Below are 26519 nucleotides of genomic sequence, written 5' to 3' on the forward strand. Positions count from 1 at the left end.
ATCATCAGCCCAGTTTGCGCACATCGGTGAAATGCCCTGCAATCGCTGCTGCAGCCGCCATTTCAGGGCTGACAAGATGGGTGCGCCCACCCGGCCCCTGGCGCCCTTCAAAATTACGATTGGAGGTAGAAGCACAACGCTCGCCCGGCTCCAGGCGATCGGCATTCATCGCCAGACACATGGAACAACCCGGCTCACGCCATTCGAAACCCGCTGCGAGAAAAATCTGGTCCAGCCCTTCCTGCTCTGCCTGATCCTTGACCAGGCCAGAGCCCGGAACCACCATCGCCAGCTTGATATTGGAGGCGATGTGACGCCCCTTGGCAACAGAAGCAGCAGCGCGCAAATCCTCGATTCGCGAATTGGTGCAGGAGCCGATGAACACCTTGTCCACGGCGACCTGGTTGATCGGCGTATTGGCCTGCAACCCCATATAGGCCAGTGCCCGCTCCATCCCGCCCCGCTTGACCGGATCGGCCTCATGAACAGGATCGGGCACGCATCCATCGATCGCCACCACCATTTCAGGCGAAGTGCCCCACGTAACCTGAGGCTTGATGGCGCTCCCGTCCAGTTCCACGACACAATCAAATTTCGCGCCTTCATCACTGTGCAAAGTGCGCCAGTAAAGCACAGCCTGATCCCACTGATCGGCCTTGGGTGAGAACGGGCGCCCCTTGACATAGTCGATGGTGGTTTCATCCACCGCCACCATGCCGGCGCGGGCACCCGCCTCGATCGCCATGTTGCACAAGGTCATGCGGCCTTCCATGGAAAGCGCGCGAATCGCCGCGCCTGCGAACTCGATGGCGTAGCCGGTCCCGCCGGCAGTGCCGATTTCGCCAATCACAGCCAGGGCGATGTCCTTGGCCGTAATGCCCTTGCCCAGGCCGCCATCCACCAAGACCTGCATGGTTCTTGATTTTTTCTGCAGCAGGCATTGCGTGGCCAGCACGTGCTCCACTTCGGAAGTACCTATTCCGTGCGCCAACGCGCCAAAAGCCCCATGCGTGCTGGTATGGGAGTCGCCGCACACCACGGTCATGCCGGGGAGTGTGGCGCCCTGTTCGGGCCCGATGACATGAACAATACCCTGGCGCAGATCCGACATCTTGAATTCGGTAATCCCGAACTCCTCGCAGTTCTGGTCCAGGGTATCCACTTGCAGGCGGGAAATGGGGTCGGCAATACCGTTCTTGCGATCGGTAGTAGGCACGTTGTGATCCGCAACGGCAAGATTGGCAGACAGGCGCCACGGCTTGCGGCCAGCCAGCCTCAAACCCTCGAATGCCTGGGGACTGGTCACTTCATGCAGCAGATGGCGATCGATATAAAGCAGCGTGGTCCCATCGGACTCGGTATGCACCACGTGGGACTGCCACAACTTTTCGTACAGCGTTTGTGCGCTCATTACATAAATTCTGCGAAAAACACAAATTATTGCACAATCGCCAGCTTGCGAACAATTACAAAATGGAAAGGCCTACGGCACCAGGCCTTCGATCCAGTGGCGATAGAGCTGTTCCGCGACCTGATTCAAGCCTGGCACGCGAGCCGGCAAATCCTGCTGAATGACTCCAACGGCTTGTACGCCCGGGCTGCTTGACGCCGCAGCAATCTCTTCTGCTCCGATAGCACACCACTCTTTCACCATCTCTTCAGTCATTTCAACATGGCACTGCATGGCCAGGTGAGGACCCATTACAAAAGCCTGATTCTGGCAATATGCACTGCTCAGGATCGTGGTTGCGCCGGATGGAAGGGAAAAAGTCTCACCATGCCAGTGAAATGCCGTAAATTCACCTGTTTCGCCAAACCACGCCCGTGCCTCGGTATTTTTTGCCACCGCCACCTCGCCCCAGCCAATCTCCTTGACCGGATTGGGCCCCACTGACCCGCCCAGCGCTTTGGCCATGAGCTGTCCACCGAGGCAATGACCCAGCACGGGGATGCCAGCAGCGGCAGCCTGCCGGATCAGCGCCAGAACCGGCGGAATCCATGGCAAATCGTCATTAACGCTCATCGGACCGCCCATGAACACCAGGCCGGAAAATGCCTGTGCGTTTTGCGGCACAGGCTCACCTTCATCAATCGCAAGCAAACGCCATGGAATATTTTTTTCATCCAGGAATGTGGCAAAATAACCCGGACCTTCACTTTTGGCATGGCGAAATATAGCAACCGGTTTCATTCTAGGGAGCCTCCAGCATCATGAAAAAACGATATTCTAGCCTAGCCTTGATGACAGTGTTGTTATTCTCTGCTTCGTCTCACGCAACCAATATCAGCGTGGTTGGACTATTCAGCGGCAAAGCGATTGTCACCATCAATGGGGGCACTCAGAAATTACTCAAGGCAGGAGAAAAGACGCCTGAGGGAGTAAAGCTCATCAGCGCGGATTCAAATCAGGCCGTGCTGGAAATCGATGGCAAGCAACAAACCCTGAGCCTTGGCCAGGGCGTCTCAACGGGAGGGGTCGGGGACTCGGACGGCAAATCCAGCGTAACGCTGACTGCTGACGCGCAGGGACACTTCATCACCACTGGCAGCATCAACGGCAGCCCCACCCGCTTTCTTGTGGACACTGGCGCCAGCGCAATCAGCATGAGCAGCGCCGAAGCCAAGCGGCTGGGCATTTCCTACCTCAACGGCCAGCGCGGATTATCCTCTACCGCCAATGGCGTAACGCAGGTTTACATCGTCAGCCTGAACAGCGTCAAAGTGGGTGACATCAGCCTCAACGGCATTCAAGGGATCGTGCACGAAAGTGCCATGCCCGTGGTTCTGCTGGGCATGAGCTTCCTTAACCGGGTGAACATGAAGCGGGAGGGGAATTACATGGTGCTGACCAAGCGATTCTGAACACCGGACATAGTCAAAAAAAATCCCGCACCAGCGGGATTTTTAATTTGTGGCCGTCCCAATCAAGCCCTGGTCTTGTCTTTTTCGATCAAGGCATAGGCTGAATGATTATGAATGGATTCGAAGTTTTCAGACTCAACGATGTACGCATCGATCCGTTTGTCCTGGTTCAGCACGGCAGCCACGTCCCGCACCATGTCTTCGACAAATTTCGGATTGTCATAGGCACGCTCGGTAACGTATTTCTCGTCCGGGCGTTTCAGCAATCCGTACACTTCACACGATGCCTGGTCTTCGACCATGCGCACGATATCCTCCAGCCACACCATTTCATTGGTGCGAGCCGTCACGGTGACGTGTGAACGCTGGTTATGGGCGCCGTAGTCGGAAATCTTCTTCGAGCACGGGCACAGACTGGTCACCGGAATCACCACCTTGGTGGTCTGACGATATTCTCCATTGTGAATTTCGCCAGTGAACGTGACTTCGTAATCCATCAGGCTCTGCACCCCGGAAACGGGAGCCTTCTTGTTGATGAAATAGGGGAAAGTCATCTCAACGTGGCCAGAATCCGCCTCCAGGCGCACCACCATCTCGCGCAGCATGGTTTCGAAATTCTCCACCGACACCTCACGCTCGTAGCCATTGAGAATTTCAATGAAACGTGACATGTGGGTGCCCTTGAAATTGTGGGGCAGGTGCACGTACATATTGAACACGGCGATGGTGTGCTGTACCCCCTCGCTCTTGTCCGCGACTCTCACCGGATGGCGGATGGACTTGATGCCGACCTTGTCGATGGCGATCTGGCGGCTGTCGTGGGAAGACTGGACATCCTCGATCTCGCAGGCGGCCGTGGTTCCGTCACAGGGAATGTTGCAATTGCTCATTGATGAATTCCTTACTTCGAGAAGTTATGCTGGTTCCCAGTATAACCCCTTCCAATAGCCGAGTAAACTACTCGGGTAATATTTTCCTGATGGCGCTTACCAGGCCGTCTTTATCCAGCCCGCATTTCGCCAGCAATTCGGCGGTAGCACCCTGTTCGATGAACGCATCCGGCAGACCCAGATGGAGCAGCCTTACCGTCACGTTCTGATCCTGCAGGCTCTCCGCCACTGCACTGCCCGCACCGCCCATGACCGCATTCTCCTCCACCGTCACCAGCAGATCATGGCCGGCGGCAAGCTCTTTTACCATTTCCCCGTCCAGAGGCTTGACGAAACGCATGTTGGCAACCGTGGCATTCAACTCCTCGGCCGCCAGCAATGCCGGAGCCAGCATGCTGCCGAAGGCCAGAATCGCCACTTTCTCGCCGCGGCGGCGAATCTCGCCACGCCCCAGCGGTAGAACGGACATCTCGCTGGCAATCGCCGCACCCGTGCCGCAGCCGCGCGGATAGCGCACCGCTGTGGGCTGGTCAAGCTGGAAGGCGGTGTAAAGCATCTGGCGGCACTCATTCTCGTCACTCGGCGCCATCACCACCATATTGGGGATACAGCGCAGGAAGGAGAGATCAAAACTGCCGGCATGCGTCGGACCATCGGCTCCGACCAACCCGGCACGGTCGATGGCGAACACCACGGGCAGGTTCTGTAGGGCGACATCATGCACCAGTTGATCGTAGGCGCGCTGCAGGAAGCTGGAGTAAATCGCCACCACCGGCTTCAAGCCCTCGCAGGCCAGTCCGGCGGCAAATGTGACGGCATGCTGCTCGGCAATACCGACATCAAAATAACGCGCGGGGAAATCTTCGGAGAATTTCACCATGCCCGAACCTTCGCACATGGCCGGGGTGACGCCCACCAGGCGTGTATCGAGCGCAGCCATATCGCACAGCCAGTCGCCAAACACCTGGGTGTAGGTTTGACGGCTGCCTGGCTGGCTATCCATCACGCCATCCTCGGGGTTGAATTTGGTGACGCCGTGATAGCGGCAGGGGTCTTCCTCTGCCCGCTTGAAGCCCTTGCCTTTCTGGGTCACCACGTGCAGGAACTGCGGCCCTTCGAGCTTCTTGATGTTGGTCAGGGTAGTAACCAGCGCATCCAGATCATGTCCATCGATGGGGCCGATATAGTTAAAACCGAATTCCTCGAAAAGGGTGCCCGGAATCACCATACCCTTCATGTGTTCTTCGGCGCGCTTGGCCAGTTCAAGTATCGGCGGCGCCACCGACAGCATCTTTTCCCCCGCCTTGCGGGCGGCGGCATAGAAGCGCCCCGACATGAGCTTGGCAAGGTAGTTGTTGAGCGCGCCCACATTGGGCGAAATCGACATGTCGTTGTCGTTAAGTACCACCAGCAGGTTGGCATCCATGGCGCCGGCGTTGTTGAGCGCCTCGAACGCCATCCCCGCCGTCATGGCACCATCACCGATGATGGCCACGGCGCGCCGTCCGGACCCCTGCTGCTTGGCCGCCACCGCCATGCCGAGGGCAGCACTGATGGAGGTACTGGAATGGCCAACACCGAAAGCGTCAAAGGGGCTTTCATCACGGCGCGGAAAGCCGGCAATTCCGCCAAACTGGCGCATTCCGGCCATCGCCTCGCGCCGCCCGGTGAGTATCTTGTGCGGGTAGGTCTGGTGCCCCACATCCCACACCAGGCGGTCGGAGGGAGTATTGAACACGTAGTGCAGCGCAATCGTCAGCTCCACCGTGCCGAGATTGGAGGAAAGGTGCCCGCCGGTGCGTGACACGCTCTCGACCAGAAAAGCGCGCAATTCCCCGGCAAGCTGCGGCAATTGCTTGCTATCGAGCGCACGCAACTGCTCCGGATTATCAATGGTCTCAAGCAGCGGATACATCAGGACTGGCGCCGTATGACGAAATCAGCCAGTTGCACCAGCCTTGTGGCCCGGTCACCGAATTCCACCAGGGCAGAGAGCGCATTCCGGTGCAACTCCTCAGCCAGATCGCGCGCGGCGGCGAGCCCCAGGATGCTGACATAGGTCGGCTTGTTGTTTTCCGCGTCCTTGCCGGCAGTCTTGCCCAGGGTGGCGGTGCTGGCCTCCACATCAAGAATGTCATCCACCACCTGGAAGGCCAGCCCGATACATTTGGCATAATGATTAACCGCTTCCAGCTGTCCGGACTCAACGCCATCACCGCAATGCGCCCCAAGCAGCACGGCAGCCCGAATCAGGGCACCCGTCTTGTGGATATGCATGAACTCAAGTTCGGTCTGGTCAAGAGCCTTACCCACCGAATCGAGATCGATCGCCTGTCCGCCCGCCATGCCGCGCGAACCGGCAGCAAGCGCCAGCAGCCGGACCATTTCGAGCTGCAGGGAAGGGCTATGAGCAATCGTGCGCTCTGCCACGAGCTGAAAAGCCAGGCTTTGCAGACTATCCCCCACCAGCAGCGCAGTGGCTTCATCAAACTGCACATGGCAGGTCGGTTTTCCACGCCGCAGGTCGTCGTTATCCATACACGGCAGATCATCATGCACCAGCGAATAAACATGAATCAATTCCACCGCCGCGGCTACGGTTTCAACTCGTTCCAGCGGAGCTCCACTCAACTCGCCCGCAGCAAAAGCCAGTAGCGGCCGTACCCGCTTGCCCCCATCCAGAGCAACATAACGCATGGCCTGATGAAGGCGCCGGGGAGCCAGCTCCGGCGCAGGAAGAAGCTCGCCCAGCACTGTCTCCATCCGCACCTGACGCTGCAGCGCCCAATCCTGGAAATCATTATTCGTTAACACTTGAATTGCCGCCATCCACGTTGAAATCGTTCAGGGAACCCGCCTCTAGAATCTTTACCTGCTGCTGCGCATCCTGAAGTGTAGCCTGACAGTACTTGAGCAGTTCCATGCCGCGCTGGTATGAAGTCAGGGACTGTTCCAGCGGCATCTGGCCCACCTCCATGGCAGCGACAACCTGTTCCAGTTCGGACAGGGCGCTTTCGAAGTTTTTCGGCGGAGCTATTTTAGTAGGTTTGGTCATCGAGCCGGTTAAAAATGCAATCAATCAAAATCAAGCGGGCGATTTTACCGGATTATTGCACCGAGGACCAAACTGGGACAGAATGGACTGCTTGCTGGAATGCCCGAACCTTGATTAACGCGGCGCCCGGTCAAGCTCCAAGCTTTAATTTTTTACAGGGTGAGTTCTTGTTTACGGCTGAATTCAGCCAACTGTAATGAAAACTCCTGGACTTTTCCATTTGCCCCCAAAAACATGGCTTGAGGCCCGCCTCCCTCCAAAAATCCCGGCCACCCTGCACTTTCAATGCTACGCGTTATATCGTGAGGACAAAACCACCTTCTCAGTCCGGGCGCGAATTAGCAGTCACGAAAACTTTCGTTATATAATGCGCACCGTCGCCGATGTAGCTCAGTTGGTAGAGCAGCGCATTCGTAATGCGAAGGTCACCAGTTCGATTCCGGTCATCGGCACCAGATCAGGGCCGGCAGCTATTAGCTGCCGGCCTTTTTCTTTGCTGCCTGCATTCCTCCTTCTGCTGGGCATGTCTTCTTCTGCCCATGGCCAGCAAATCAGCCTGAGCATTGAGGATATCGTCGCCCCTTCGTTCCAGATCCGGGGGATTGCGGCTCGCCTGGAAAACGACCGCTTCACGGCGAGCATCGGGCAATTCACCTTTCAGGAGCAGACCTGGAAAAATCTCCATCTCAGCTGCCCGAAAATCCGGCTCGAGCACGACACCATCGCCTGCGATCAGGGCACGCTGAAAGAAAAACAAAGTTGGCCGGTGCGCTTCAGTTTCGCCCCCAATAAAAAACGGCTGAGTCTTGACCTCAGCCCCGCCGTGAAGGAGCGCTGGCGGATCGATGCACGCTGGGGTGAGCGCTGGGAAGTCGTGGCCAACATCGAAAAAGGCAACATCGCTCACGCCAAACCCTGGCTACCGGCGAATATCCCCTCCCCGGGCGCGGGGAGCGTCAGCGGCAAATTCCGGCTAAGTGGCAGCGGCGCGAAACTGCTGGCTGCTGACGCCGATCTGCGGCTCAACAAACTTGCATTCAGCAATGCCAGCGGCCTTCATGCCGGCGAAAAAATCAGCGGAAAAGTGACTTTCAAGGCACATCAAAAACATGAGGACATGGTCTGGCAGGGTCATGCTTCCTGGGATCAGGGCGAAATCTACTGGCACCCGATTTATGTCAGCGGTGGTGGCGTGCAGCTTTCGGCCAGCGGGCACTCCAACCTGAAGCACATCGAACTGGAGCGAGGTGTGCTGAGCTGGCCGGCAATCGGCGAGGTCAGCGCCTCTGCCGTGTGGGACCTGGCTGCCCGGCAATTTGTTACGGCGGCAGTTGAGGGCAAGGAACTGAATCTTGAACCGCTCCATGCCACCTTCCTGCTGCCCTTTCTGGAAAAAACCGCCCTCGCCAAGTCGGCTGCGGCTGGCAAAGCCGGCTTTTCCAGCCGCATTGCCAGCGGAGAGGTTCAGGCGCTGGACCTGACCCTGAACCAGGCTTCGCTCCAGGACAAGGAAGGGCGCTTCGCGCTGAACGACGTGCATTTGACTCTGCCGTGGCGCGCCCGGTCGGCAAGCGTGGCCAATCTCGACATGGGTAGTGGGCGGGTGCTGGCGCTGCCAATCGGCGGGTTCAAGAGCGCGATTCACTTGCAGGACAAAAATATCAGCATTCCCCGGCTTGGCATCCCGATTCTGGGCGGCAGCCTCAATATCGAGAATTTCCGGGCCGCCCAGGCTACAGAGGGCTGGCGCTGGGAATTCGAGGGCGGACTCACGCCCGTTTCCATGGAACAGCTTTCCGCTGCCTTGCACTTGCCAAAAATGCACGGCACCCTGGCCGGCGTTGTGCCACGCGTGCATTACGATTCGGGCAAACTGGCGCTGGATGGTGCGCTGCTGGTCAAAGCCTTTGACGGCACGGCGGTGCTGCAGGATCTGGTTCTGTTCGATGTGCTCGGCCATGCGCCGCGCATGCAGGCCAGCCTCGACATGCGCAATCTGGACCTCGACCTGCTTACGCGCGCTTTTTCCTTCGGCAGCATGCAGGGGCGCATCGATGTGACGGTCAAGGATCTGGAACTTTCCAACTGGAAGCCGGTGAAATTCGATGCCGCCGTGCGCAGCAGCCCCGGCAATTATCCGCGCAAGATTTCACAGCGCGCGGTACAGAACATATCCGCCCTCGGCGGGGCAGGCGCCGCAGCCGCGATCCAGCGCAGCTTCCTGGGGTTTTTCGAGCAATTCGGCTATAGCCGGCTTGGCCTGTCATGCGCCCTGAAAAACGGTATCTGCCTGATGGATGGAATCGAAGCCGCGCCCAATGGCTACGTCATTGTCAAAGGGGGCGGCATACCGGCGATTACGGTAATCGGTTACAATCGCAGCGTCGGCTGGGATGAGCTGATTGCCCGCCTGCAGCGGGTGACACAAGGCAATGCCAAGCCCATAGTTCAATAGCGAGGACCACATGAAAACGACTCTTTTGGCAGCAGCCGTGCTGCTGGGTGGCGTGACTGCTGGATGCGTCACCATCAACATCTATTTCCCGGCCGCCGCCGCGGAAAAAGCCGCAGACAAGATCATCGACGACATCTGGCAACTCAAGCAGGGCGCAAAACCGCAACCTGAAACGCAAGGGGAAACAAAATGAAAACCATCACCCGCCTTTCTTCCTGGCTGTTTCTATTCGCCCTGTGGTGGTCCCCGCTGGCTCTGGCCGCCGCCGACCTGGAAATCAACACCCCCGCCATCACCAGTCTGAAAAATGTCATGCAGCAGCGCCATGGCGATCTGGCGAGCTTCTACGCCAGCGGCGCGGTGGGCCTGACGCGCGACGGGCTGGTTGCAGTGCGTGACCCTGCCGCCGCGCCACTGGCCCAGCGGCAGGCGATGAATTCGCTGGTCGCGGCGGAAAACCAGGACCGCAAGGCGCTGTATCGCGAAATCGCGCGCGCCAACGGCCACCCGGAATGGGAAGAGGAAGTGCGTTCGACTTTCGCCCAGCGCTGGATCAGCAAGGCCGCTTCCGGCTGGTGGTTCCAGAGCCCGAGCGGCGCGTGGACACAAAAGTGATTTCACAATTTGCCACAGAGTTCACAGAGTTCACAGAGTTCACAGAGAGCACAGAGAGCACAGAGAGCACAGAGATTGGAACCAAACTGCTTTCCTCTGTGTTCTCTGTGGCTTAGTGCCTTGCCCTAATTCAAATGACCCCTACCCTCGTTTTCGACATCGAAACAGTTCCTGACATTGCAGGGCTACGCGCGCTTCACAACCTGAGTGCGGACACCCCGGACGCTCAGGTGGCGGAAATCGCTTTCCAGCAAAGGCGACAAGCCACCGGCGGCGACTTCCTGCAGCACCACCTGCATCGCGTGGTTGCCATCTCCTGTACCCTGCGCGAGCGCGACAGCTTTCGCGTGTGGAGCTTGGGTAGCGCGGAGGACAGTGAAGCCGAAATCATCCGGCGCTTCTTCGAAGGCATCGAAAAATACACCCCGCAACTGGTGTCGTGGAACGGCGGCGGCTTCGACCTGCCGGTGCTGCACTACCGCGCCCTGATGCACGGCATCCAGGCGCCGCGCTACTGGGACATGGGCGAGGACGACCGCGAGTTCAAGTGGAACAACTACATCAGCCGCTACCACACCCGCCATCTCGACCTGATGGATCTGATCGCGCTCTACCAGCCGCGCGCCAACGCGCCGCTCGACCAGATCGCCCAGCTGTGCGGATTCCCGGGCAAACTGGGGATGGATGGCTCAAAAGTATGGGACGCTTTCCAGCGCGGCGAAATCATGGTCATCCGTAATTACTGCGAGACCGATGTGGTCAACACTTATCTGGTATTCCTGCGCTTCCAGCTGATGCGCGGCGTGCTCACACCCGCTCAATACCAGGAAGAATCCAGCCTGGTTCGCAGCCAGCTGGAAAAAATCGATGCCGCCCATTGGCGCGAATTCCTGGATGCCTGGGCCGCCTGATTTGTGATGGTTTACCGCACGACATGGCTGGCTATCGGCTGGGTGCTCATTTTCCTGATCGCCTACACCTCACTCATCCCCTCGCCGCCCGCGCCCATGCGATTTCCCCATGCCGACAAGCTGGAACACCTGATCGCCTACATCGCACTGATGGGCTGGTTCTGCCAGATTTATTCCGTTCGCTCCCAGCGTCTCTATCTGGCCCTTGCCTGCGTTGCCTTCGGCGGGATCATCGAGCTGCTGCAAGGCTGGAGCGGCTACCGTTCCGCCGACTGGCTGGACTTGCTGGCCGACAGCCTGGGCGTTGCGCTTGGCTGGACACTTAACACCACCCCCTTACAATTTCTATTGACCCGTTTTGACGCGAGATTGGCATCAAATCATGACCGTTAGCATCGAATCCCTGGACCACGAAGGACGTGGCATTACGCACGTGGATGGCAAGGTGATTTTCATCGAAGGCGCGCTGCCGGGCGAGGAAGTCACCTATACCGTATTCAAGAAAAAACCCAGCTATGAAATGGCCACCCTGAAGGAAGTCATACGTTCAAGCTTCATGCGGGTGGCACCGAAATGCCCGCACTACGGCGTGTGCGGCGGCTGCAGCATGCAGCACCTGGAAGAATCCGGCCAGGTGGCGGTCAAACAGCGGGTGCTGGAAGACGACCTGTGGCACATCGGCAAGGTCAAGGCCCAGTCCATCCTGCAAGCCATCCATGGCGAAGCCTGGGGCTACCGCCAGCGCGCCAGGATTTCGGTGAAAGACATGTCGCGCAAGAAAGGCAAGGTTCTGGTGGGTTTCCATGAAAAACGCAGCAGCTTCGTGGTCGACATGCACTGCTGCGAAGTTCTGCCCCCGCACATCTCCGCCCTGATCGAGCCGCTGGGGCAACTGGTAGGGAAACTCTCCATCCGCGACCAGTTGCCACAGATCGAAATCGCCCTTGGACAGGACGTGAACGTGCTGGTATTGCGGATTCTTGAGCCGCTTTCACCCACTGATGAAGATTTGCTCAAGGCCTTTGCGGATCAGCATGCCGTCCAGTTCTGGACCCAGACCAAGGGACCGGACACAGTACACCCCTTCTACCCGCTGGATGCACCAGCCCTGAATTACACCCTGCCCGAATTCGGCATCACCATGCCATTCAAGCCCACCGAATTCACCCAGGTCAACCCGGTCATCAACCGCCTGCTGGTACGCCGCGCCCTTGCCCTGCTCGACCCCCGGCCGGGTGAGCGGATCGCCGACCTGTTCTGCGGCCTGGGCAATTTCACCCTGCCCATCGCCCGGCGCGGAGCAATGGTTGTCGGCGTGGAGGGCAGCGCCGCCCTGGTGGCCCGCGCCGTGTCGAACGCCGAATATAACGGCCTGGCGCAGATGACAGAATTCAGACAGGCGGACCTGTTTCAGGCCACCCCGGAAAGCCTGGCCGCACTCGGCCATTTCGACAAGATGCTGATCGACCCGCCACGCGACGGCGCAGCGGATGTAATCAAGGCGCTGGAGGGCAAAGGCCCGCAACGCATCGTGTATATCTCCTGCAATCCATCCACCCTGGCACGCGATGCCGCCCTGCTGGTGCATGATCAGGGCTATACGCTAAAAGCTGCGGGCGTGGCCAACATGTTTCCGCATACTGCGCATGTCGAATCCATCACGCTGTTCGAAAAATAACGAGCGGGCGAGATTCAAGCTGCACCAATAAAAAAGGTGGCCGAAGCCACCTTTTTTATTTGCCTGAAACCGGCTACACCGTTTCTGATTTGCGCGTTTCCACCTGCATGAGCGGCTGCGGAGACTCCTCCGTGACTTGCTTGGCACGAGCAGGACGCCGCTTTGCTGGCCCGGAAACGGCTTCCTCAGTGCTCGCGGCCTCCAGCCGCTGAAGACGCTCGGCACGGGTTTCAACCTGAACCAGACCGCCCTCAGTGCTCTCCGGTACCGCTGCTGCAGGGCGGCGGCGGCGACGCGGCGAACGGGGTTTTGCCGCTTGTTCGGCGTCCGCTTCGACTGCGGCAGTTGCCGCCGCGGTTTCGACCTGCTGCAGTGTCGAAACCGGTTCAGCCGAATGTTCCACCGGGGCCGCAACTACCGGGCTCGGGGCTTCGGATGCAATAACCGCAGGCGCCTGAATCTCCACTTCGGCCTCGGCTTCAGGAACGGCTATTTCCGGCTCTGCGGTTTTGGGCTCATCCACGACAAGCGTTGCTTCGGGCTGCACTGGCTCAATTTCCGCGGACACAGCCACCGGCACAACGGTTTCAACCGTGGAAGGAGCCACTGCCTGTTCTGCCACAAGCGGCGCAATGGCTTGTTCCACCATTACAGCAGAGGCAATCACCGCACTATTTTCTTCTACGGATTCAGCCGGAGCATCACTGACCGGGCGCCCCTCCTCACGCCGTTCGCGCTCGCGCCGTCCGCCGCGGCGGTTACGCTTGCCGCGCCCCTCTGTTCCGGCTTCGCCAACGGCCACGGCCTGCTGAGGTCCCTTTTCCACGACTACGGATGCCTGCGGCACAACACGTTCAGCTTTGGCTGCCAGTTCTTTTTTCAGGCCGCCGCGCCCTTCGCCGCGCTCACCACGATCGCGATTCTCACTGCGTTCACCCCGTTCACCGCGATTTTCACCCTGGCTTCCGCCCCGGCGCTGCTGGCCACGGCCGCCGCCCTGCTCCTGACCACGGCCGCCCTGCTCCTGGCCCTGACGCGGCTCGCGCGGGCCACGCTCCGGACGGCGCGCACGCTGGGCTGGCGCCTTGGGTTTCTCGACGGGCACTTCTTCCTTGGCTGTACCCAGTTTTTGCAGCCACCCCTTGATCTTGCCAAAAATAGATGGCGTCTCGAGTACCGGCTCCGGACGTGTCGGGGCCGGCTGAGCCGGTGTGATACCGCGAACCGCGGCCTGCGGACGCGGCGGCTTGGCTTCCTGTGACTGAATATCAGTCTCTGCGGCCTCAGCTGGCAACTCGACCATCTTGTAGCTGGGTGGCGCATCTTCGACGACATCTTCATTACGCAAGCGCACGATCGAATAATGCGGCGTCTCAAGATGAATATTGGGAATCAGCACCACGCTGACCTTGTGGCGCGATTCGATGCCGTAGATGTCGGCACGCTTCTCGTTGAGCAGGAAAGTTGCAACATCCACCGGAACCTGAGCGTGGATGGCGGAGCTGTTCTCCTTCATCGCCTCTTCCTGCAGGATGCGCAGAATGTGCAGGGCGGACGATTCGGCCCCACGGATATGGCCGGTGCCGTGGCAGCGCGGACATGGGATATGGCTTGTTTCACCCAGCGAAGGCTGCAGACGCTGGCGTGACAGTTCGAGCAGGCCGAAACGGGAAATCTTGCCCATCTGCACCCGTGCACGGTCGTGATGCAATGCATCGCGCAGGCGGTTTTCGACTTCGCGCTGGTTTTTCTGGCTTTCCATGTCGATGAAATCGATCACGACCAGACCGCCAAGGTCACGCAGACGCAGCTGGCGACCGATTTCGTCCGACGCTTCAAGATTGGTATTGAATGCGGTCTGCTCGATGTCCGAACCGCGGGTGGCACGAGCGGAGTTGACATCCACCGAGACCAGCGCCTCGGTGTGATCGATCACGATGGCACCGCCGGAGGGCAGGGAAACTTCTCGCGAGAATGCGGTTTCGATCTGGTGTTCGATCTGGAAACGGGAGAATAGCGGCACATCGTCGGAGTAAAGTTTGACCTTGCCCACGTTGTTGGGCATGACGTGACTCATGAACTGCACCGCCTGCTCGTGCACATCGGCAGTGTCGATCAGTATCTCGCCAATATCCGGCTGGAAATAGTCGCGAATGGCACGAATCACCAGGCTCCCTTCCTGATAAATCAGGAAAGCGCCGTTCTGTATGGTGGAAGCCCCTTCAATGGCGCGCCACAACTGGAGCAGATAATTCATGTCCCATTGCAGTTCTTCGAGGGTGCGGCCAATGCCAGCAGTGCGAGCGATGATGCTCATGCCGGCAGGCACTTCCAGTTGAGACATGGTTTCGCGCAATTCTTCGCGGTCTTCACCCTCGATACGGCGCGATACGCCACCGCCACGGGGGTTGTTGGGCATCAGGACCAGATAGCGGCCAGCCAGGCTGATGAAGGTGGTCAGCGCGGCGCCCTTGTTGCCACGCTCATCTTTCTCGACCTGAACGATGAGTTCCTGGCCCTCTTTCAGCGCATCCTGAATACGTGCCTTGGAGGGTTCCACGCCTTCCGGGAGCTTGAAGAAACTGCGCGCGACTTCCTTGAATGGCAGAAAACCGTGACGGTCCGTGCCATAGTCAATAAAAGCCGCTTCCAGGGAAGGTTCGATGCGGGTGATGACACCCTTGTAGATATTGCTTTTGCGTTGTTCTTTTCCGGCTGATTCGATATCGAGATCAATCAGTTTCTGACCATCGACAATCGCTACGCGCAACTCCTCAGCCTGAGTTGCGTTGAACAGCATGCGTTTCATTACATATTTCCCCCGCGCTCTCCACGGGGCAAAACAACCCTCCTCACGCACCTTAATTTAAGAAGCACGCAAGGATGCGGTTTATCTTTATCGAATCATGTTGTTATGATTTTCAATCAATTTCCCGGACCGGGTTGTTTACTAAATTTTGTCGTCCTGCACCAGAACTATTGACGCTGGCACGATGCGTTTAACGCCATCAAATGCCGGGCCACAAACCAAAATACATTCAGGCAACCGGACCATGTCCGGCTCCATCCCCACCGCGCCCAAGCCTGTAAACCAGGCAGTGTCGGGCGTCCTATGCGGGGCGTATCGTTCGGGCAAAACTTGAAAATATCGCCTGTATCAGAGCGCGCAAATACCACTATCGCTACTTATAAATGGTGAGCGTTGTAACCAGTTCCAGCCACGTTTCCTTATGAGCGAAGCGCTGACTGTATTTGTTGCAGAAACCGTGTTGCGGATAATATGGAATATTTCCCTTACCAGCACAACCCGGCTAGTATAAGCAAAATGAATGAATTGGGCAAAAATTCCGTCGCCATGGTCACCATAGGCGAAGACGGCGAAGGTCAGCGCATCGATAACTACCTGCTGAAGCGGCTCAAGGGTGTTCCCAAAAGCCATGTTTACCGGATCTTGCGCAAGGGGGAGGTGCGCGCCAACAAGAAACGCGTCGATGCTACTTATCGGCTGGCTCTGGGCGATATGCTGCGCATTCCGCCGGTGCAGATGGCACGGCGCGAACCCGTCAACCCTCAGCCCGTCAGCGCCAGGCTGGCATCCTGCACCATCTTCGAGGATAGCGCCCTGCTGGTGATCAACAAACCCTCCGGCATGGCCGTGCATGGCGGCAGCGGCATCAGCCGTGGCGTCATTGAACAGCTCCGCCTGGAGCGCCCCGAACTCAAGTTTCTCGAACTGGCTCACCGTCTTGACCGGGAAACATCCGGCGTGCTGCTGCTGGCAAAAAAGCGTAGCGCCCTGGTCAAACTGCACGAAGCCATGCGCGAAGGAGGGCGCGCGAGCGAGGGCGGAATGGACAAGTTTTATTACGCACTGGTCAAGGGTGCCTGGCCAGACGAACGCCGCCACGTAAAACTCCCGCTGTTCAAATATCTGACTGCGGAAGGCGAGCGCCGCGTCTGTGTGCGCGAAGACGGCCAGGCCTCGCATACCATCTTCAGCCTGAAAAAACGCTGGCAGGATTTCAGTCTGCTCGAGGCCGAGCTCAAGACCGGGCGCACGCACCAGATCCGCGTTCATCTCGCCCACCTCGGCTTTCCCATCGCTGGCGACGACAAGTACGGCGACTTCCCTCTGAACAAGGAATTGCAGCGCAAAGGCTTGAAACGCATGTTCCTGCACGCACATAAGGCGGTAATCCGGCACCCGATCAGCGGCGAGCAACTTACCCTCGAAGCACTGCTACCGCAGGAACTGGAAAAATTCTTGAGCTCTCTGGACAAGCAAGACGATGCCGAAACAATTTGATCTTCTGGTTTTTGACTGGGATGGCACCCTGATGGACTCGGCCGCCACCATCGTGGCCTCGATCCAGGCTGCCAGCCGGGATATCGGCGCAGACGAACCCAGCGAAGCTGCGGCGCGCCATATTATCGGTCTGGGCTTGAATGAAGCAATTGCCGCCCTGTTCCCCGACATGAAAGCGACGGATTATGGCCGTCTGGCCGAACGCTACCGCGTTCATTTCATGGCCCAGGATGCTGAAATACCGCTCTTTGCAGGCGCTGACGAAGCCATTCAGGAACTCCATGCAGAGGGCTTCCTGCTCGCCGTCGCCACCGGCAAAGGCCGCCGCGGACTTGACCGGGTGCTCGACCATACCGGCCTGAGACCATATTTCCATGCCACCCGCTGCGCTGACGAAAGCTTTTCCAAACCGCATCCCCAGATGTTGCAGGAACTGATGGAACGATTGGGCACCTCTCCTGACAAAACCCTCATGATCGGCGATACCAGTCACGACCTGCAGATGGCTGTCAACGCCGGGGTTCCCTGCCTGGGCGCAGCTTATGGCGCCCATCCAAGAGAAGGCCTGGTGGGATTTGCCCCCCTTGCCTGCGCCGACACTTTCGGCGAATTGCGTCAATGGCTGCGCGAAAACGCATGATTGACATATTAAGGCTGCACCATGAGCCAATTCGGGTAAAATAGCCCCCCTTTCAAATCCTTGCCAAAAGAAGCCGACGACCATGTCCGATCCCGACAACTGGGAACGTAAAACCCTTGAAAAACTAGCCTTCTCCGCGCTGCAGGAACAACGCCGCTCGCGCCACTGGGGGATTTTTTTCAAGCTGCTGACTTTCATCTACCTGCTTGTACTGCTGGCGCTGGCCATGGGCTGGATGGATCATGGTGAAATATCCCGCTCCGGCAAACATACCGCTGTCGTGGACCTGCACGGCGTCATCGGCATCGGCGCGGACACCAATGCCGAAAGGGTGATCAATGGTTTGCAGTCCGCGTTCAAGGACAAAAATACCCAGGGCGTTATTCTGCGCATCAACAGTCCAGGTGGCAGCCCGGTGCAGGCCGGCTACATCAATGACGAAATTCGCCGCCTGCGCGCCAAATACCCCAACACACCGCTGTATGCAGTGGTGGAGGATATTTGCGCATCGGGTGGATATTACGTAGCCGCAGCCACGGACAAGATTTTTGTCGACAAGGCCAGCATTGTTGGCTCGATCGGCGTCATCATGGACAGCTTCGGCTTCACCGGCACCATGGACAAACTGGGCGTCGAGCGCCGCCTGCTGGCAGCGGGAGAAAACAAGGGCTTCCTCGACCCATTCTCCCCAGCCAACCCCAAACAGGAAGAGTACGCCAAGGAGATGCTGGGCGAGATTCACAACCAGTTCATTCAGGTCGTGCGCCAGGGCCGGGGCAAGCGCCTCAAGGAAACGCCGGAGATGTTCAGCGGCCTGGTCTGGAGTGGTGAAAAAAGCATCCAGCTCGGCCTGGCAGATGAATTGGGCAGCGCCGAATATGTTGCGCGTGAAATCATCAAGGCCGAGGAGATGATGGATTACACACCGCAGGAAGGTTTTGCCGAGCGCATAGCTCAAAAGTTTGGCGCGGCCACGGCCAGAAGCTGGCTTGCCCCACTCTCATCCAGTTCAGTCAGTTTGCGTTAATCCACCACTGGAGGAGCGCCTGCTCCTCCATGGCGCGAAGGAGAAGTCATGCGATTCCGTTTTCCCGTAGTTATCATTGACGAAGATTTCCGCTCGGAGAATGCGAGCGGCATTGGCGTCCGCGTGCTGGTCAAGGCCATCGAGGAAGAAGGCCTGGAGGTTCTGGGCGCTACCAGCTACGGCGACCTGACTTCATTCGCCCAGCAGCAGAGCCGCGCTTCGACATTCATCCTGTCCATCGACGACGAAGAGTTCACCACGCCGGAAGAGGCGGAACACGCAGTGGCCCAGATTCGCGCCTTTGTCGAGGAGATTCGCCGCCGCAACGCCGAGATCCCGATTTTCCTCTATGGCGAAACACGCACCTCACGCCACATTCCCAACGATGTGCTGAAGGAATTGCACGGCTTCATTCACATGTTCGAGGATACGCCGGAGTTCATCGCCCGCTACGTGGTGCGCGAGGCCAAGGCTTATCTGGACTCGCTGGCGCCACCATTCTTCCGCGCCCTGACCCATTATGCGGCAGATGGCTCCTATTCCTGGCACTGTCCCGGCCACTCCGGTGGCGTAGCCTTTCTCAAGAGCCCGGTGGGGCAGATGTTCCACCAGTTTTTCGGCGAGAACATGCTACGCGCCGACGTGTGCAATGCAGTGGATGAACTCGGCCAGCTGCTCGACCATACGGGTCCAGTCGCGGCTTCAGAGCGCAATGCCGCACGGATTTTCAACGCTGACCACCTGTTTTTCGTCACCAACGGCACATCCACCTCCAACAAGATGGTATGGCATTCAACCGTGGCGCCGGGCGACGTGGTGGTGGTCGACCGCAACTGCCACAAGTCCATCCTCCACGCCATTATCATGACTGGAGCGATCCCCGTCTTCCTGACCCCGACGCGTAATCATTACGGCATCATCGGGCCGATCTCGCTGGAAGAATTCAAGTGGGAAAATATCAAGAAAAAAATTGCCGCCAACCCGTTCGCGCGTGAAGCCAAGGGCTCGCCACGCGTGCTCACCATCACCCAGAGCACTTATGACGGCGTGATCTACAACGTGGAAACCATCAAGAGCATGCTGGACGGCAAAATCGACACCCTGCATTTCGATGAAGCCTGGCTGCCGCATGCCACGTTTCATGACTTCTACAAGAACATGCACGCCATTGGCAAGGACAGGCCACGCCCCAAGGAATCCACGATTTTCGCCACCCAGTCCACCCACAAGCTGCTGGCGGGCCTGTCACAAGCCTCGCAGATTCTGGTTCAGGATTCGGATACCGGAAAATTCGACCGCGATGTATTCAACGAAGCCTACCTGATGCACACCTCAACCAGTCCGCAATACGCCATCATTGCCTCTTGCGACGTGGCGGCAGCGATGATGGAGCCGCCCGGCGGCACCGCCCTGGTAGAGGAATCCATTCTCGAAGCACTGGATTTCCGCCGTGCCATGCGCAAGGTGGATGAAGAATTCGGCGATTCGTGGTGGTTCAAGGTTTGGGGGCCGGACAATCTGGCAGAGGAAGGCATAGGCGACCGCGAAGACTGGATGCTGCGCGACAACGAGCACTGGCACGGCTTCGGCAACCTGGCACCGGGCTTCAACATGCTGGACCCGATCAAGGCCACCATCATCACGCCGGGACTGAGCATGGAAGGCGGATTCTCCGGGTCCGGCATACCGGCGGGAGTCGTCACCAAATATCTGGCCGAGCACGGCGTAATCGTGGAAAAAACCGGCCTGTATTCCTTCTTCATCATGTTCACCATCGGCATCACCAAGGGCCGCTGGAACACCATGCTCACCGAATTGCAGCAATTCAAGGACGATTACGACCGCAACCAGCCGCTGTGGCGCGTGCTGCCGGAATTCGTCGCCAAGCATCCGCGCTACGAGCGGGTCGGGCTAAAGGACCTGTCGGACAGCATCCACGGCATCTACAAGGCCAACGACATCGCACGCCTCACCACCGAGATGTACCTCTCCAACATGGAGCCGGCGATGAAACCGGCGGACGCCTTCGCCAAAATGGCGCACCGCGAAATCGACCGGGTGGAAATCGACGACCTGGCCGGCCGCGTCACCAGCGTGCTGCTCACGCCCTATCCACCGGGCATTCCCCTCCTGATCCCGGGCGAACGCTTCAACAACACCATCGTGCGTTATCTCAAGTTCGCACGTGATTTCAACGAAAAATTCCCGGGCTTCGAAACCGATATTCACGGACTGGTGCAGGAATCTGTCGATGGCAAGAAGCGCTACTATGTGGATTGCGTGAGACAAGACTAATCGCCGCCGCCAAGCCAGACAGAAGCAGAAAATCGCCATGAAACGCACTCACGGGGCGGGCATCTTTCTGCTCTAGGGAAGTGCTGATTTAATCGTCATTGCCCCTCGGGATTCCGATCCACTACGAGCTGAAGCCCGTGTGGAATCGTACACAAGGAGCGAAGCGCCGAAGCAATCTGTAACTTATTGATTGCCAAAGAACAAGATTGCTTCGCTACGCTCGCAATGACGGGGCTACGGAACAAATCAGCGCTTCCTTAACGGGTACAGGCCGACAGCCCGGGATAAAATGTGCCGGATCAATAATCCTGATATTTCAGGTTTATCAGGCCCCTCATCACCAACACTGCCCCGTCCCGGTAGCAGCCTTGGCCCCGGTATTGGTGATGCTCAAGGTGCCGCACACGTCAGATGACTGTGCGTTTTTTGGCGCCGCACTCAGAGTAAAGCTTTGTTGGGCAGACGCAGAAATCGTCAGATCATAGTACCTGGTGGCGCCGTCCCTGGGTGTTTCCGTAAACGGCAATGCAACTGCTGCGCCACCACTGGTTTGGTCGTAGCGGTTGGAAAGCGTGTAATTGCGCTCCATAAACTGTACCAGTTCAAGCAACGCAGACCTGGCGTCAGCGCGACGAGACTTCCGCACGCTGTCCTGATAGGAGGGGTAGGCAATGGCGGCAAGGATACCGACCACCGCCACCACAATCATCAGCTCGATCAAGGTAAAGCCCTTGGCGGCATGAGTTGATCGGCTCGACCTTGGATTCTTCATAACTTGTTAACCTCCCTTTAGGGGAAACATTAGCGATTCCCCGTCTTGTATTACTGAATAATCTCGCGCCAGGCAATTCGCCCAGGAGGTTCACAGCTTTCCGGGGTTTTGATCACGGCACCAGTTGAACTACTGGCATATTTGTATTCACATGGCTTATCTTTGTCTTTTCCTCCATCTTTGTTCCTAACCACGGTAGGGGTGGTAATGATGCCGCCTTCTGCGGGTTTGATACCGCCTGCTGCCACCGTGCCTTCCGTAGTGCCGGTCAACAGGTCCGCGGAATCAAACGTCCCTTCTCCCGTCTTGTCGAATGGAGACACACCCAGTCGATTACCGGTCAGGGCATCCAGTTCCATCAGCCAGGAGCTACCCCCCGCCAGGCAGGGCGTATTGGATGGAATAAGGGTGGGGAACACAATCCGGTCATTGCGCAGCAAAGGATTATAGGCAATGCGCTCGCCCGGATCTGTTGCTACGGCCTGCGCGGGAAAGTCCATGTACCAGCCATAGTAGGTGGCCCAGTCAACGGCGGGGTTAAAAGCCTTGGTGGTCACGCGGTAACTATGGGTCAACATTGCCCCGGCCGTCTGTGTGAAGGTTTGTGTTTCCTTTATCAACTGTTCCTTGAGCTGGCTGCGACCCGTCACAGTCGTGGTTCCATCCTTGTCCCACACACCGTAAAAGCTTTGCGTGCTGTAGGTGGTGGTATCCGCATTTTCCAGATACTTGCCAGTGCCGAACAATACCATCGCCCCGCCAAGAGTATGCTGCTTCATCTGGGGCGCGGTAGTAATTGGCTGCCGGTTGTTGCCACTGTCTTTTGCGACATACAAGGGCGTACTACCGCCAAATGCGACATTCCAGGCGTTTTGGTTAGTCGAGGTAACATCGAATTTCCACAAATTGCCTTTCAGATCTCCGGCATAAACGAAATCCACCACGCCATCATCATTGATATCGTATGGCATGGGTGTAGAAAGCCCGTTATCCGGCCCGGCATTATCCGCCACCAGCTTGATGTAATCCGAGCCCAGCGTCCAGGTGCCACCCGTATGATCGAGGAAGAAGATGAACAATGCGGCCTTGCCGTTATCGCTGTTATAGCCGTTATTGACGATCAGCGCCCACTTGCCGTTGTACATCCTGACGATCTGTTGCGAGATCCCCTTGAAGGGCGGGTAAGTCGGCTGGACATGGGTATAACCCAGATCGCCGTCATTGCTGCTGGTGAATTCCCACATCACGATAGTGCCCGCATTGCCTTCCGAAAAAGTGGAGGGATCGGTGATGTCGAGTGCGTAGATAGCACGCCCGCCCCAGTTCAGCCCCCCCACCAGCACGGTTTTCCAGACTCCACTATTGAGTTCAATATCGTTCACCATCGGGGTGCCATCGACAAAATACTGGTGCGCATAGCTCTGGCCGGTGAGCTTGCTCAGATTGGAATAGACCACGCTGGGCACGTAGGCAATTTTCTCCTCGCCCGTCGCCGCATCGAAACCATGCAGCATGCCGTCGTTCGCACCCGCATAGATCATCGGATTGCGGCTCAAGTTGTCAACTCTGAACTGCTTATAAGTCGCACCGCCCCAGCCTGCCTCAGGAACACCTACGTAAACCGGACTGGAATTGACAATATCCCCGAGTTTGCTTTCGGTGCGTTCACGGAATTTCCCTGCGGATTTGCCTTCATTCGCTGCACTGCCACGTAAATAATCAACGCGCAGGGAACCCAGGCTGTCTGTTACCCCCAGCTCATTCTTGTTGAGCCAGTCCATCTGGGTTGTATCCGCCTGTACTGAAATGGCTGCCCAGGTAAACGGAATACCGTCCCTGGTATCCAGACCCGTGGTAATGATATTGCGGCTACCGGTCTGGCCATTGATGACAGAGCCGGCATCCCATGCTTCCGGCTCAATCACGTCACCGGTTATGGGGTCAAGGTCAAGCGCCCGTAACTGACCACTCCAGAAATTACTGTTGAAACGGGCCTGATAAATACGGCTTCCCGTTTGCAGCGAAGTCGAGTTGGTTGCCACCGAAGACGCGGAAGATTCATTGAGCATGGCCCGGAATGCCTTATCCAGCGCTGTTTCCAGGGCATTGGGGTTGGTCACCTGGAAGAAATTATCCGGTATGCCATCGTGCCCATCAGTGCCATCGGCTTTTTTGCTGTCCCATTCATCCACCAGATCGGGCTTGTTGTTGGTGGTGAGTTTTTCTTCCTTGAAGCCGCCATACTTGGCTGCATAGGAGAGGGGGTCCTGCATTACGCCGGCCGTGGTGCCGGAAGGCGTGTAAGTGACAGATGTAGCGCCATCACCTGGTGCACAACTGCTACATCCGCCGCTGGCATTGATGTGAGTCAAATCACCTGTGACGGTGACAGGGGTGGGGTCGGTATAGGAGAAACCTTCAATACCAGAATGAAAGTGAGGGCCATCCTTGGTGGTGCCGCTGACCGCATACCCAAAGCCAAAATCCATATTTGTGGACTCGGCCACCACATCGGTGGTGATGGTGATGGTATTGTCAATATTGACCTGGTATTTGATGCGGCCCCACATGTCCTGGTCGTAGTCGCCGCCCTGCTCGCTGTCTTCCCAGTTAACATAAAAGGCGCCACTCCCTGCTGCACCGCACATGCCGCCGCTTTCTTTGGTGATGGTTGTTATGGTTGTGGAGGAAGCGCCGATGGGAATCTGGCAAATAATCTTGAAATCCACCAACGCTCCGCCGCCATAGCCCTTACCGACGTTGGTTACATCCAGCCGGCCAGCCGGCATGATGGTGACTGATCCGGTGCCAACTGGTACAGTGATTTTTGGCACGTTGGTTGCCAGTGAAATGCCGTAGGTACTGACTTTCAGTGACTTCAAATCAGTAGATAACATATCCGGAAAATCCGTACTCGGACGGATACGATTGATATGGGCATGGTAAGCCACCCCGGACATGAGGTATGAGCCCTCGATACCTGCACCTTCCGGGCAGATACCGTAAATACTGCCCAGCGAGGCAAAGGCCTTGTCGGAACAGATATCGTTGTTGAGTGTCCCGCTATTGCCAACATAACCGTGGGTAATACCTTCCTCGCTTCCCACCGTGTTAGTGTCGGTCACGGCATTGGACCCGACATCAGCGGCGACAGTCATCTGGTCCTTGTCATAGGAAGACGCACTGGCGTTGAAATTGAGGACATTGAGCGGCGCGCAGTAGTTGGTGTTGCTCAATGGGTCGACCCAGGCTGCGGTAGTCAGGCCGCTGATGAGTGCCGAATCGTTGGCGTTGAAAGTGGCTGTGACTGCCTTGCCGGCCAGATAGCGCAAGGACTCGGCATACATTTCAGCCATCGGGTTACCCCATGTCAGGCAGGTTCCTTCCGTCAGCGAGGTTTCACCCCAGGCACAGAAAGTGCTGCCGCTGGTACCGTCCACCGCATAAGTGCCATCGCCGTAGCTGTAGCCATACATACGCATTTTGTTCAGGTTGTTGATAATGTTGCCACCGGCAGGCAAGACAAAAGTGCCATCCGTAGCGGTGTTGATCTCGTCGGATAAGGACCCGGCATTCTTGCGCAGCACGCCCCCCGATTTGTTCTTGCTGTAGGAACCCGTCATCAGCCCGAATTTGAGCAGGCCTTTTTCACCGTAGTATTGCAACAGACCGATTGGCTTGTAGTTTCCGCTTGGATAGCTGGCGCATTTCTCATCTCCCAGCGCCGTGCTGTCGCAGGCTTTCACGCGCACGATATAGTCGCTGTTGGCTGCGTTCGCGCCATTGGCGATACGGCCGCTGGATACCGTCGTTTTGTTGGGCCCCAGGGAACTGGCGTAACTTCCGCTCAAGGCGGCCCGATTGCCGTTGGTTCTCGTGACCCCTATGGCATTCGTTGCTTCAGCCGGGCTGGTCACCTCTTCCCGCCAGTAGCACTGCCAGCGCTCGTTGGCGTTCCACAGGGAAAAATTGCCCTTGGCCACACGCAACAGCGGCGGATTGGTATTGGTCTGGGATTTCCTTTGCGGGTCGGTCGTGGCTCCCAGCGTGGCATTGCACATCGTCAGGCCGGTCTGGGTCCAGTTGAATATTTTCCAGCTGGTCTTGCTGCTACCGAGGCCGGGGCCAGCCGCTTTTTCAACAGCCACCTCGATACTCCCGCCAGCGCAAGAACTTGTGCCCGCAGCGATGCCGTCGTACATGGTAATGCCTGTACCATTGACGCAGCCCACTGCGCCCACCATGTAATTGTTCGGATCGGCTGCATCCTCGATCAATACCTGATCGCCATAGGAAAAAGCGGTAGTGGAAGACACTGCAAAAACCTTGTTGCCAGTACCAATACTCACACTGCTGCCGCTGGTAACGGCTGCGGGTGTGGCATCCGGATTAAACGGGGTCAGCGCATTGATCGCCGGATAGCGCTGCGCCCAGGTTTCTGACGTCCCCAATGGTTTAAGATCCATTGCCTGGGCAATGACCGGGTTGTAATACTTGGCCCAGGAGTGGGCATCCGTGGGAAGATAAACGCGCTCCAGAACGGTAATTCCCGCGGCACCCGTTCCATCGGTCGAACGCAGCCCGCCATAGAGCAGCTTGCGCACGGCATCCATGCGCGACATGCTGGCCCAGTTGAGGAAATTGCCGTGCCAGTTGCCGCTGCAGGCAGCAGGCTTGGTGCCAGTGTATGAGGCGGCCACGGGAACGAAGCGAAGGTCGGTACTGCTGTAGGTATAGCACTTGTAGCTGTCAAAATAGCCGTAATAGTCGATGGTATGCTTGTAGGTGGTATCGATATAGCCATCGCCATCCAGGTCGGAGTAATCGTTGTAGGCCTTCTGATACAGGTTCTGGTCCTTGGTGACATTCAGCATGACAATCGGCGGAACGGCGGCACCCACATAAAGCGGCCCGGCAGGAATGGTCATGGCGGCCTGGCCAAGGGATGCAATTCCAGCAAGGAGAGCAAAAAGGATGCCGGCAATATATCGGTTCAGGGCGGGCTTCATGATG

The 26519-nt window shown here is 57.6% G+C and carries 20 protein-coding genes and 1 tRNA gene; 12 read left to right on the forward strand and 9 right to left on the reverse strand.

From position 1 onward, the window contains the following. Positions 1-4: 4 nt before the first annotated feature. The gene (gene leuC / locus WC392_07365; protein ID MFA5242179.1) at positions 5-1411 is read right to left on the reverse strand and encodes a 3-isopropylmalate dehydratase large subunit; all 1407 of its coding nucleotides are present in this window, start codon (positions 1409-1411) and stop codon (positions 5-7) included. Between the two features lie 72 nt (positions 1412-1483). Beyond that, entirely contained in the window at positions 1484-2191 is a 708-nt protein-coding gene (locus WC392_07370) for a type 1 glutamine amidotransferase (protein ID MFA5242180.1), read from the reverse strand. A gap of 50 nt (positions 2192-2241) precedes the next feature. On the opposite strand from WC392_07370, the gene WC392_07375 reads away from it, so the two are divergent. Further along, the gene (locus WC392_07375) at positions 2242-2862 is read left to right on the forward strand and encodes a TIGR02281 family clan AA aspartic protease (GenBank protein MFA5242181.1); all 621 of its coding nucleotides are present in this window, start codon (positions 2242-2244) and stop codon (positions 2860-2862) included. A 62-nt stretch (positions 2863-2924) separates the two neighbouring features. Here WC392_07375 and folE2 read toward each other — a convergent pair whose 3' ends face one another. The 4 genes from folE2 to WC392_07395 all read right to left on the reverse strand — a co-directional run bounded on the left by folE2 (position 2925) and on the right by WC392_07395 (position 6807). Then, the gene (folE2, locus tag WC392_07380; GenBank protein MFA5242182.1) at positions 2925-3752 is read right to left on the reverse strand and encodes a GTP cyclohydrolase FolE2; all 828 of its coding nucleotides are present in this window, start codon (positions 3750-3752) and stop codon (positions 2925-2927) included. Positions 3753-3819: 67 nt separating this feature from the next. Further along, positions 3820-5667, reverse strand: coding sequence for a 1-deoxy-D-xylulose-5-phosphate synthase (gene dxs, locus WC392_07385; protein ID MFA5242183.1), 1848 nt, complete (start codon positions 5665-5667; stop codon positions 3820-3822). Then, positions 5667-6515: a polyprenyl synthetase family protein gene (locus tag WC392_07390; GenBank protein MFA5242184.1), complete on the reverse strand. Its 849-nt coding sequence runs from the start codon at positions 6513-6515 to the stop codon at positions 5667-5669. The genes dxs and WC392_07390 overlap by 1 nt, the downstream gene beginning before the upstream one ends. Positions 6516-6552: 37 nt before the next feature. After that, the gene (locus WC392_07395) at positions 6553-6807 is read right to left on the reverse strand and encodes an exodeoxyribonuclease VII small subunit (protein ID MFA5242185.1); all 255 of its coding nucleotides are present in this window, start codon (positions 6805-6807) and stop codon (positions 6553-6555) included. A 379-nt stretch (positions 6808-7186) separates the two neighbouring features. On the opposite strand from WC392_07395, the gene WC392_07400 reads away from it, so the two are divergent. The 7 genes from WC392_07400 (at position 7187) to rlmD (ending at position 12466) form a co-directional block, all read left to right on the forward strand. Continuing rightward, positions 7187-7262: transfer RNA gene (locus WC392_07400), tRNA-Thr, on the forward strand. A 38-nt stretch (positions 7263-7300) separates the two neighbouring features. Then, positions 7301-9262, forward strand: coding sequence for a hypothetical protein (locus tag WC392_07405; GenBank protein MFA5242186.1), 1962 nt, complete (start codon positions 7301-7303; stop codon positions 9260-9262). Between the two features lie 10 nt (positions 9263-9272). Then, complete coding sequence (locus WC392_07410) at positions 9273-9455, forward strand: hypothetical protein (GenBank protein MFA5242187.1); 183 nt, start codon at positions 9273-9275, stop codon at positions 9453-9455. Further along, the gene (locus WC392_07415; GenBank protein MFA5242188.1) at positions 9452-9877 is read left to right on the forward strand and encodes a YdbL family protein; all 426 of its coding nucleotides are present in this window, start codon (positions 9452-9454) and stop codon (positions 9875-9877) included. The genes WC392_07410 and WC392_07415 overlap by 4 nt, the downstream gene beginning before the upstream one ends. Before the next feature lie 134 nt (positions 9878-10011). After that, a complete protein-coding gene (locus WC392_07420; GenBank protein MFA5242189.1) occupies positions 10012-10788 on the forward strand; it encodes a 3'-5' exonuclease in 777 nt (258 codons plus the stop codon). A 6-nt stretch (positions 10789-10794) separates the two neighbouring features. Beyond that, positions 10795-11181 carry a VanZ family protein gene (locus tag WC392_07425; GenBank protein MFA5242190.1) on the forward strand — a complete coding sequence of 129 codons (387 nt, stop codon included), beginning with the start codon at positions 10795-10797 and terminating at the stop codon, positions 11179-11181. Beyond that, on the forward strand, positions 11171-12466 hold the full coding sequence (gene rlmD / locus WC392_07430) for a 23S rRNA (uracil(1939)-C(5))-methyltransferase RlmD (GenBank protein MFA5242191.1): 1296 nt from the start codon (positions 11171-11173) through the stop codon (positions 12464-12466). The genes WC392_07425 and rlmD overlap by 11 nt, the downstream gene beginning before the upstream one ends. Positions 12467-12539: 73 nt before the next feature. On the opposite strand, the gene WC392_07435 is transcribed toward rlmD, so the two are convergent. Further along, positions 12540-15275: an Rne/Rng family ribonuclease gene (locus WC392_07435; protein MFA5242192.1), complete on the reverse strand. Its 2736-nt coding sequence runs from the start codon at positions 15273-15275 to the stop codon at positions 12540-12542. Positions 15276-15791: 516 nt separating this feature from the next. Between WC392_07435 and WC392_07440 the strand changes: the two genes are divergently transcribed. The 4 genes from WC392_07440 (at position 15792) to WC392_07455 (ending at position 20734) form a co-directional block, all read left to right on the forward strand. Then, positions 15792-16772, forward strand: a complete 981-nt coding sequence (locus WC392_07440; GenBank protein ID MFA5242193.1) for an RluA family pseudouridine synthase — start codon at positions 15792-15794, stop codon at positions 16770-16772. Then, positions 16756-17412, forward strand: coding sequence for an HAD-IA family hydrolase (locus WC392_07445; protein ID MFA5242194.1), 657 nt, complete (start codon positions 16756-16758; stop codon positions 17410-17412). The genes WC392_07440 and WC392_07445 overlap by 17 nt, the downstream gene beginning before the upstream one ends. Before the next feature lie 82 nt (positions 17413-17494). Further along, entirely contained in the window at positions 17495-18439 is a 945-nt protein-coding gene (locus WC392_07450; protein ID MFA5242195.1) for a S49 family peptidase, read from the forward strand. 48 nt (positions 18440-18487) lie between these two features. Further along, positions 18488-20734 carry an arginine/lysine/ornithine decarboxylase gene (locus WC392_07455; GenBank protein MFA5242196.1) on the forward strand — a complete coding sequence of 749 codons (2247 nt, stop codon included), beginning with the start codon at positions 18488-18490 and terminating at the stop codon, positions 20732-20734. A 337-nt stretch (positions 20735-21071) separates the two neighbouring features. Here the strand turns inward: WC392_07455 and WC392_07460 are convergent, their stop codons facing one another. Both WC392_07460 and WC392_07465 read right to left on the reverse strand, forming a co-directional pair. Next, a complete protein-coding gene (locus tag WC392_07460) occupies positions 21072-21506 on the reverse strand; it encodes a type IV pilin protein (protein MFA5242197.1) in 435 nt (144 codons plus the stop codon). A 50-nt stretch (positions 21507-21556) separates the two neighbouring features. Next, the gene (locus WC392_07465) at positions 21557-26515 is read right to left on the reverse strand and encodes a PilC/PilY family type IV pilus protein (protein ID MFA5242198.1); all 4959 of its coding nucleotides are present in this window, start codon (positions 26513-26515) and stop codon (positions 21557-21559) included. Between the last annotated feature and the right edge of the window lie 4 nt (positions 26516-26519).

Source organism: Sulfuricella sp., assembly GCA_041651995.1.
Classification (GTDB): domain Bacteria; phylum Pseudomonadota; class Gammaproteobacteria; order Burkholderiales; family Sulfuricellaceae; genus Sulfurimicrobium.

Excerpts from the sequence above, each read along its gene's own strand:
- dxs (MFA5242183.1), bottom strand. The coding sequence starts at position 5,667 with ATGTATCCGCTGCTTGAGACCATTGATAATCCGGAGCAGTTGCGTGCG.
- WC392_07460 (MFA5242197.1), bottom strand. The coding sequence starts at position 21,506 with ATGAAGAATCCAAGGTCGAGCCGATCAACTCATGCCGCCAAGGGCTTT.
- WC392_07415 (MFA5242188.1), top strand. The coding sequence starts at position 9,452 with ATGAAAACCATCACCCGCCTTTCTTCCTGGCTGTTTCTATTCGCCCTG.
- WC392_07410 (MFA5242187.1), top strand. The coding sequence starts at position 9,273 with ATGAAAACGACTCTTTTGGCAGCAGCCGTGCTGCTGGGTGGCGTGACT.
- WC392_07370 (MFA5242180.1), bottom strand. The coding sequence starts at position 2,191 with ATGAAACCGGTTGCTATATTTCGCCATGCCAAAAGTGAAGGTCCGGGT.
- WC392_07420 (MFA5242189.1), top strand. The coding sequence starts at position 10,012 with ATGACCCCTACCCTCGTTTTCGACATCGAAACAGTTCCTGACATTGCA.
- WC392_07395 (MFA5242185.1), bottom strand. The coding sequence starts at position 6,807 with ATGACCAAACCTACTAAAATAGCTCCGCCGAAAAACTTCGAAAGCGCC.
- WC392_07445 (MFA5242194.1), top strand. The coding sequence starts at position 16,756 with ATGCCGAAACAATTTGATCTTCTGGTTTTTGACTGGGATGGCACCCTG.
- rlmD (MFA5242191.1), top strand. The coding sequence starts at position 11,171 with ATGACCGTTAGCATCGAATCCCTGGACCACGAAGGACGTGGCATTACG.
- WC392_07425 (MFA5242190.1), top strand. The coding sequence starts at position 10,795 with ATGGTTTACCGCACGACATGGCTGGCTATCGGCTGGGTGCTCATTTTC.
- folE2 (MFA5242182.1), bottom strand. The coding sequence starts at position 3,752 with ATGAGCAATTGCAACATTCCCTGTGACGGAACCACGGCCGCCTGCGAG.
- WC392_07390 (MFA5242184.1), bottom strand. The coding sequence starts at position 6,515 with ATGGAGACAGTGCTGGGCGAGCTTCTTCCTGCGCCGGAGCTGGCTCCC.
- WC392_07375 (MFA5242181.1), top strand. The coding sequence starts at position 2,242 with ATGACAGTGTTGTTATTCTCTGCTTCGTCTCACGCAACCAATATCAGC.
- WC392_07440 (MFA5242193.1), top strand. The coding sequence starts at position 15,792 with ATGAATGAATTGGGCAAAAATTCCGTCGCCATGGTCACCATAGGCGAA.
- WC392_07450 (MFA5242195.1), top strand. The coding sequence starts at position 17,495 with ATGTCCGATCCCGACAACTGGGAACGTAAAACCCTTGAAAAACTAGCC.
- WC392_07455 (MFA5242196.1), top strand. The coding sequence starts at position 18,488 with ATGCGATTCCGTTTTCCCGTAGTTATCATTGACGAAGATTTCCGCTCG.
- WC392_07435 (MFA5242192.1), bottom strand. The coding sequence starts at position 15,275 with ATGAAACGCATGCTGTTCAACGCAACTCAGGCTGAGGAGTTGCGCGTA.
- WC392_07465 (MFA5242198.1), bottom strand. The coding sequence starts at position 26,515 with ATGAAGCCCGCCCTGAACCGATATATTGCCGGCATCCTTTTTGCTCTC.
- leuC (MFA5242179.1), bottom strand. The coding sequence starts at position 1,411 with ATGAGCGCACAAACGCTGTACGAAAAGTTGTGGCAGTCCCACGTGGTG.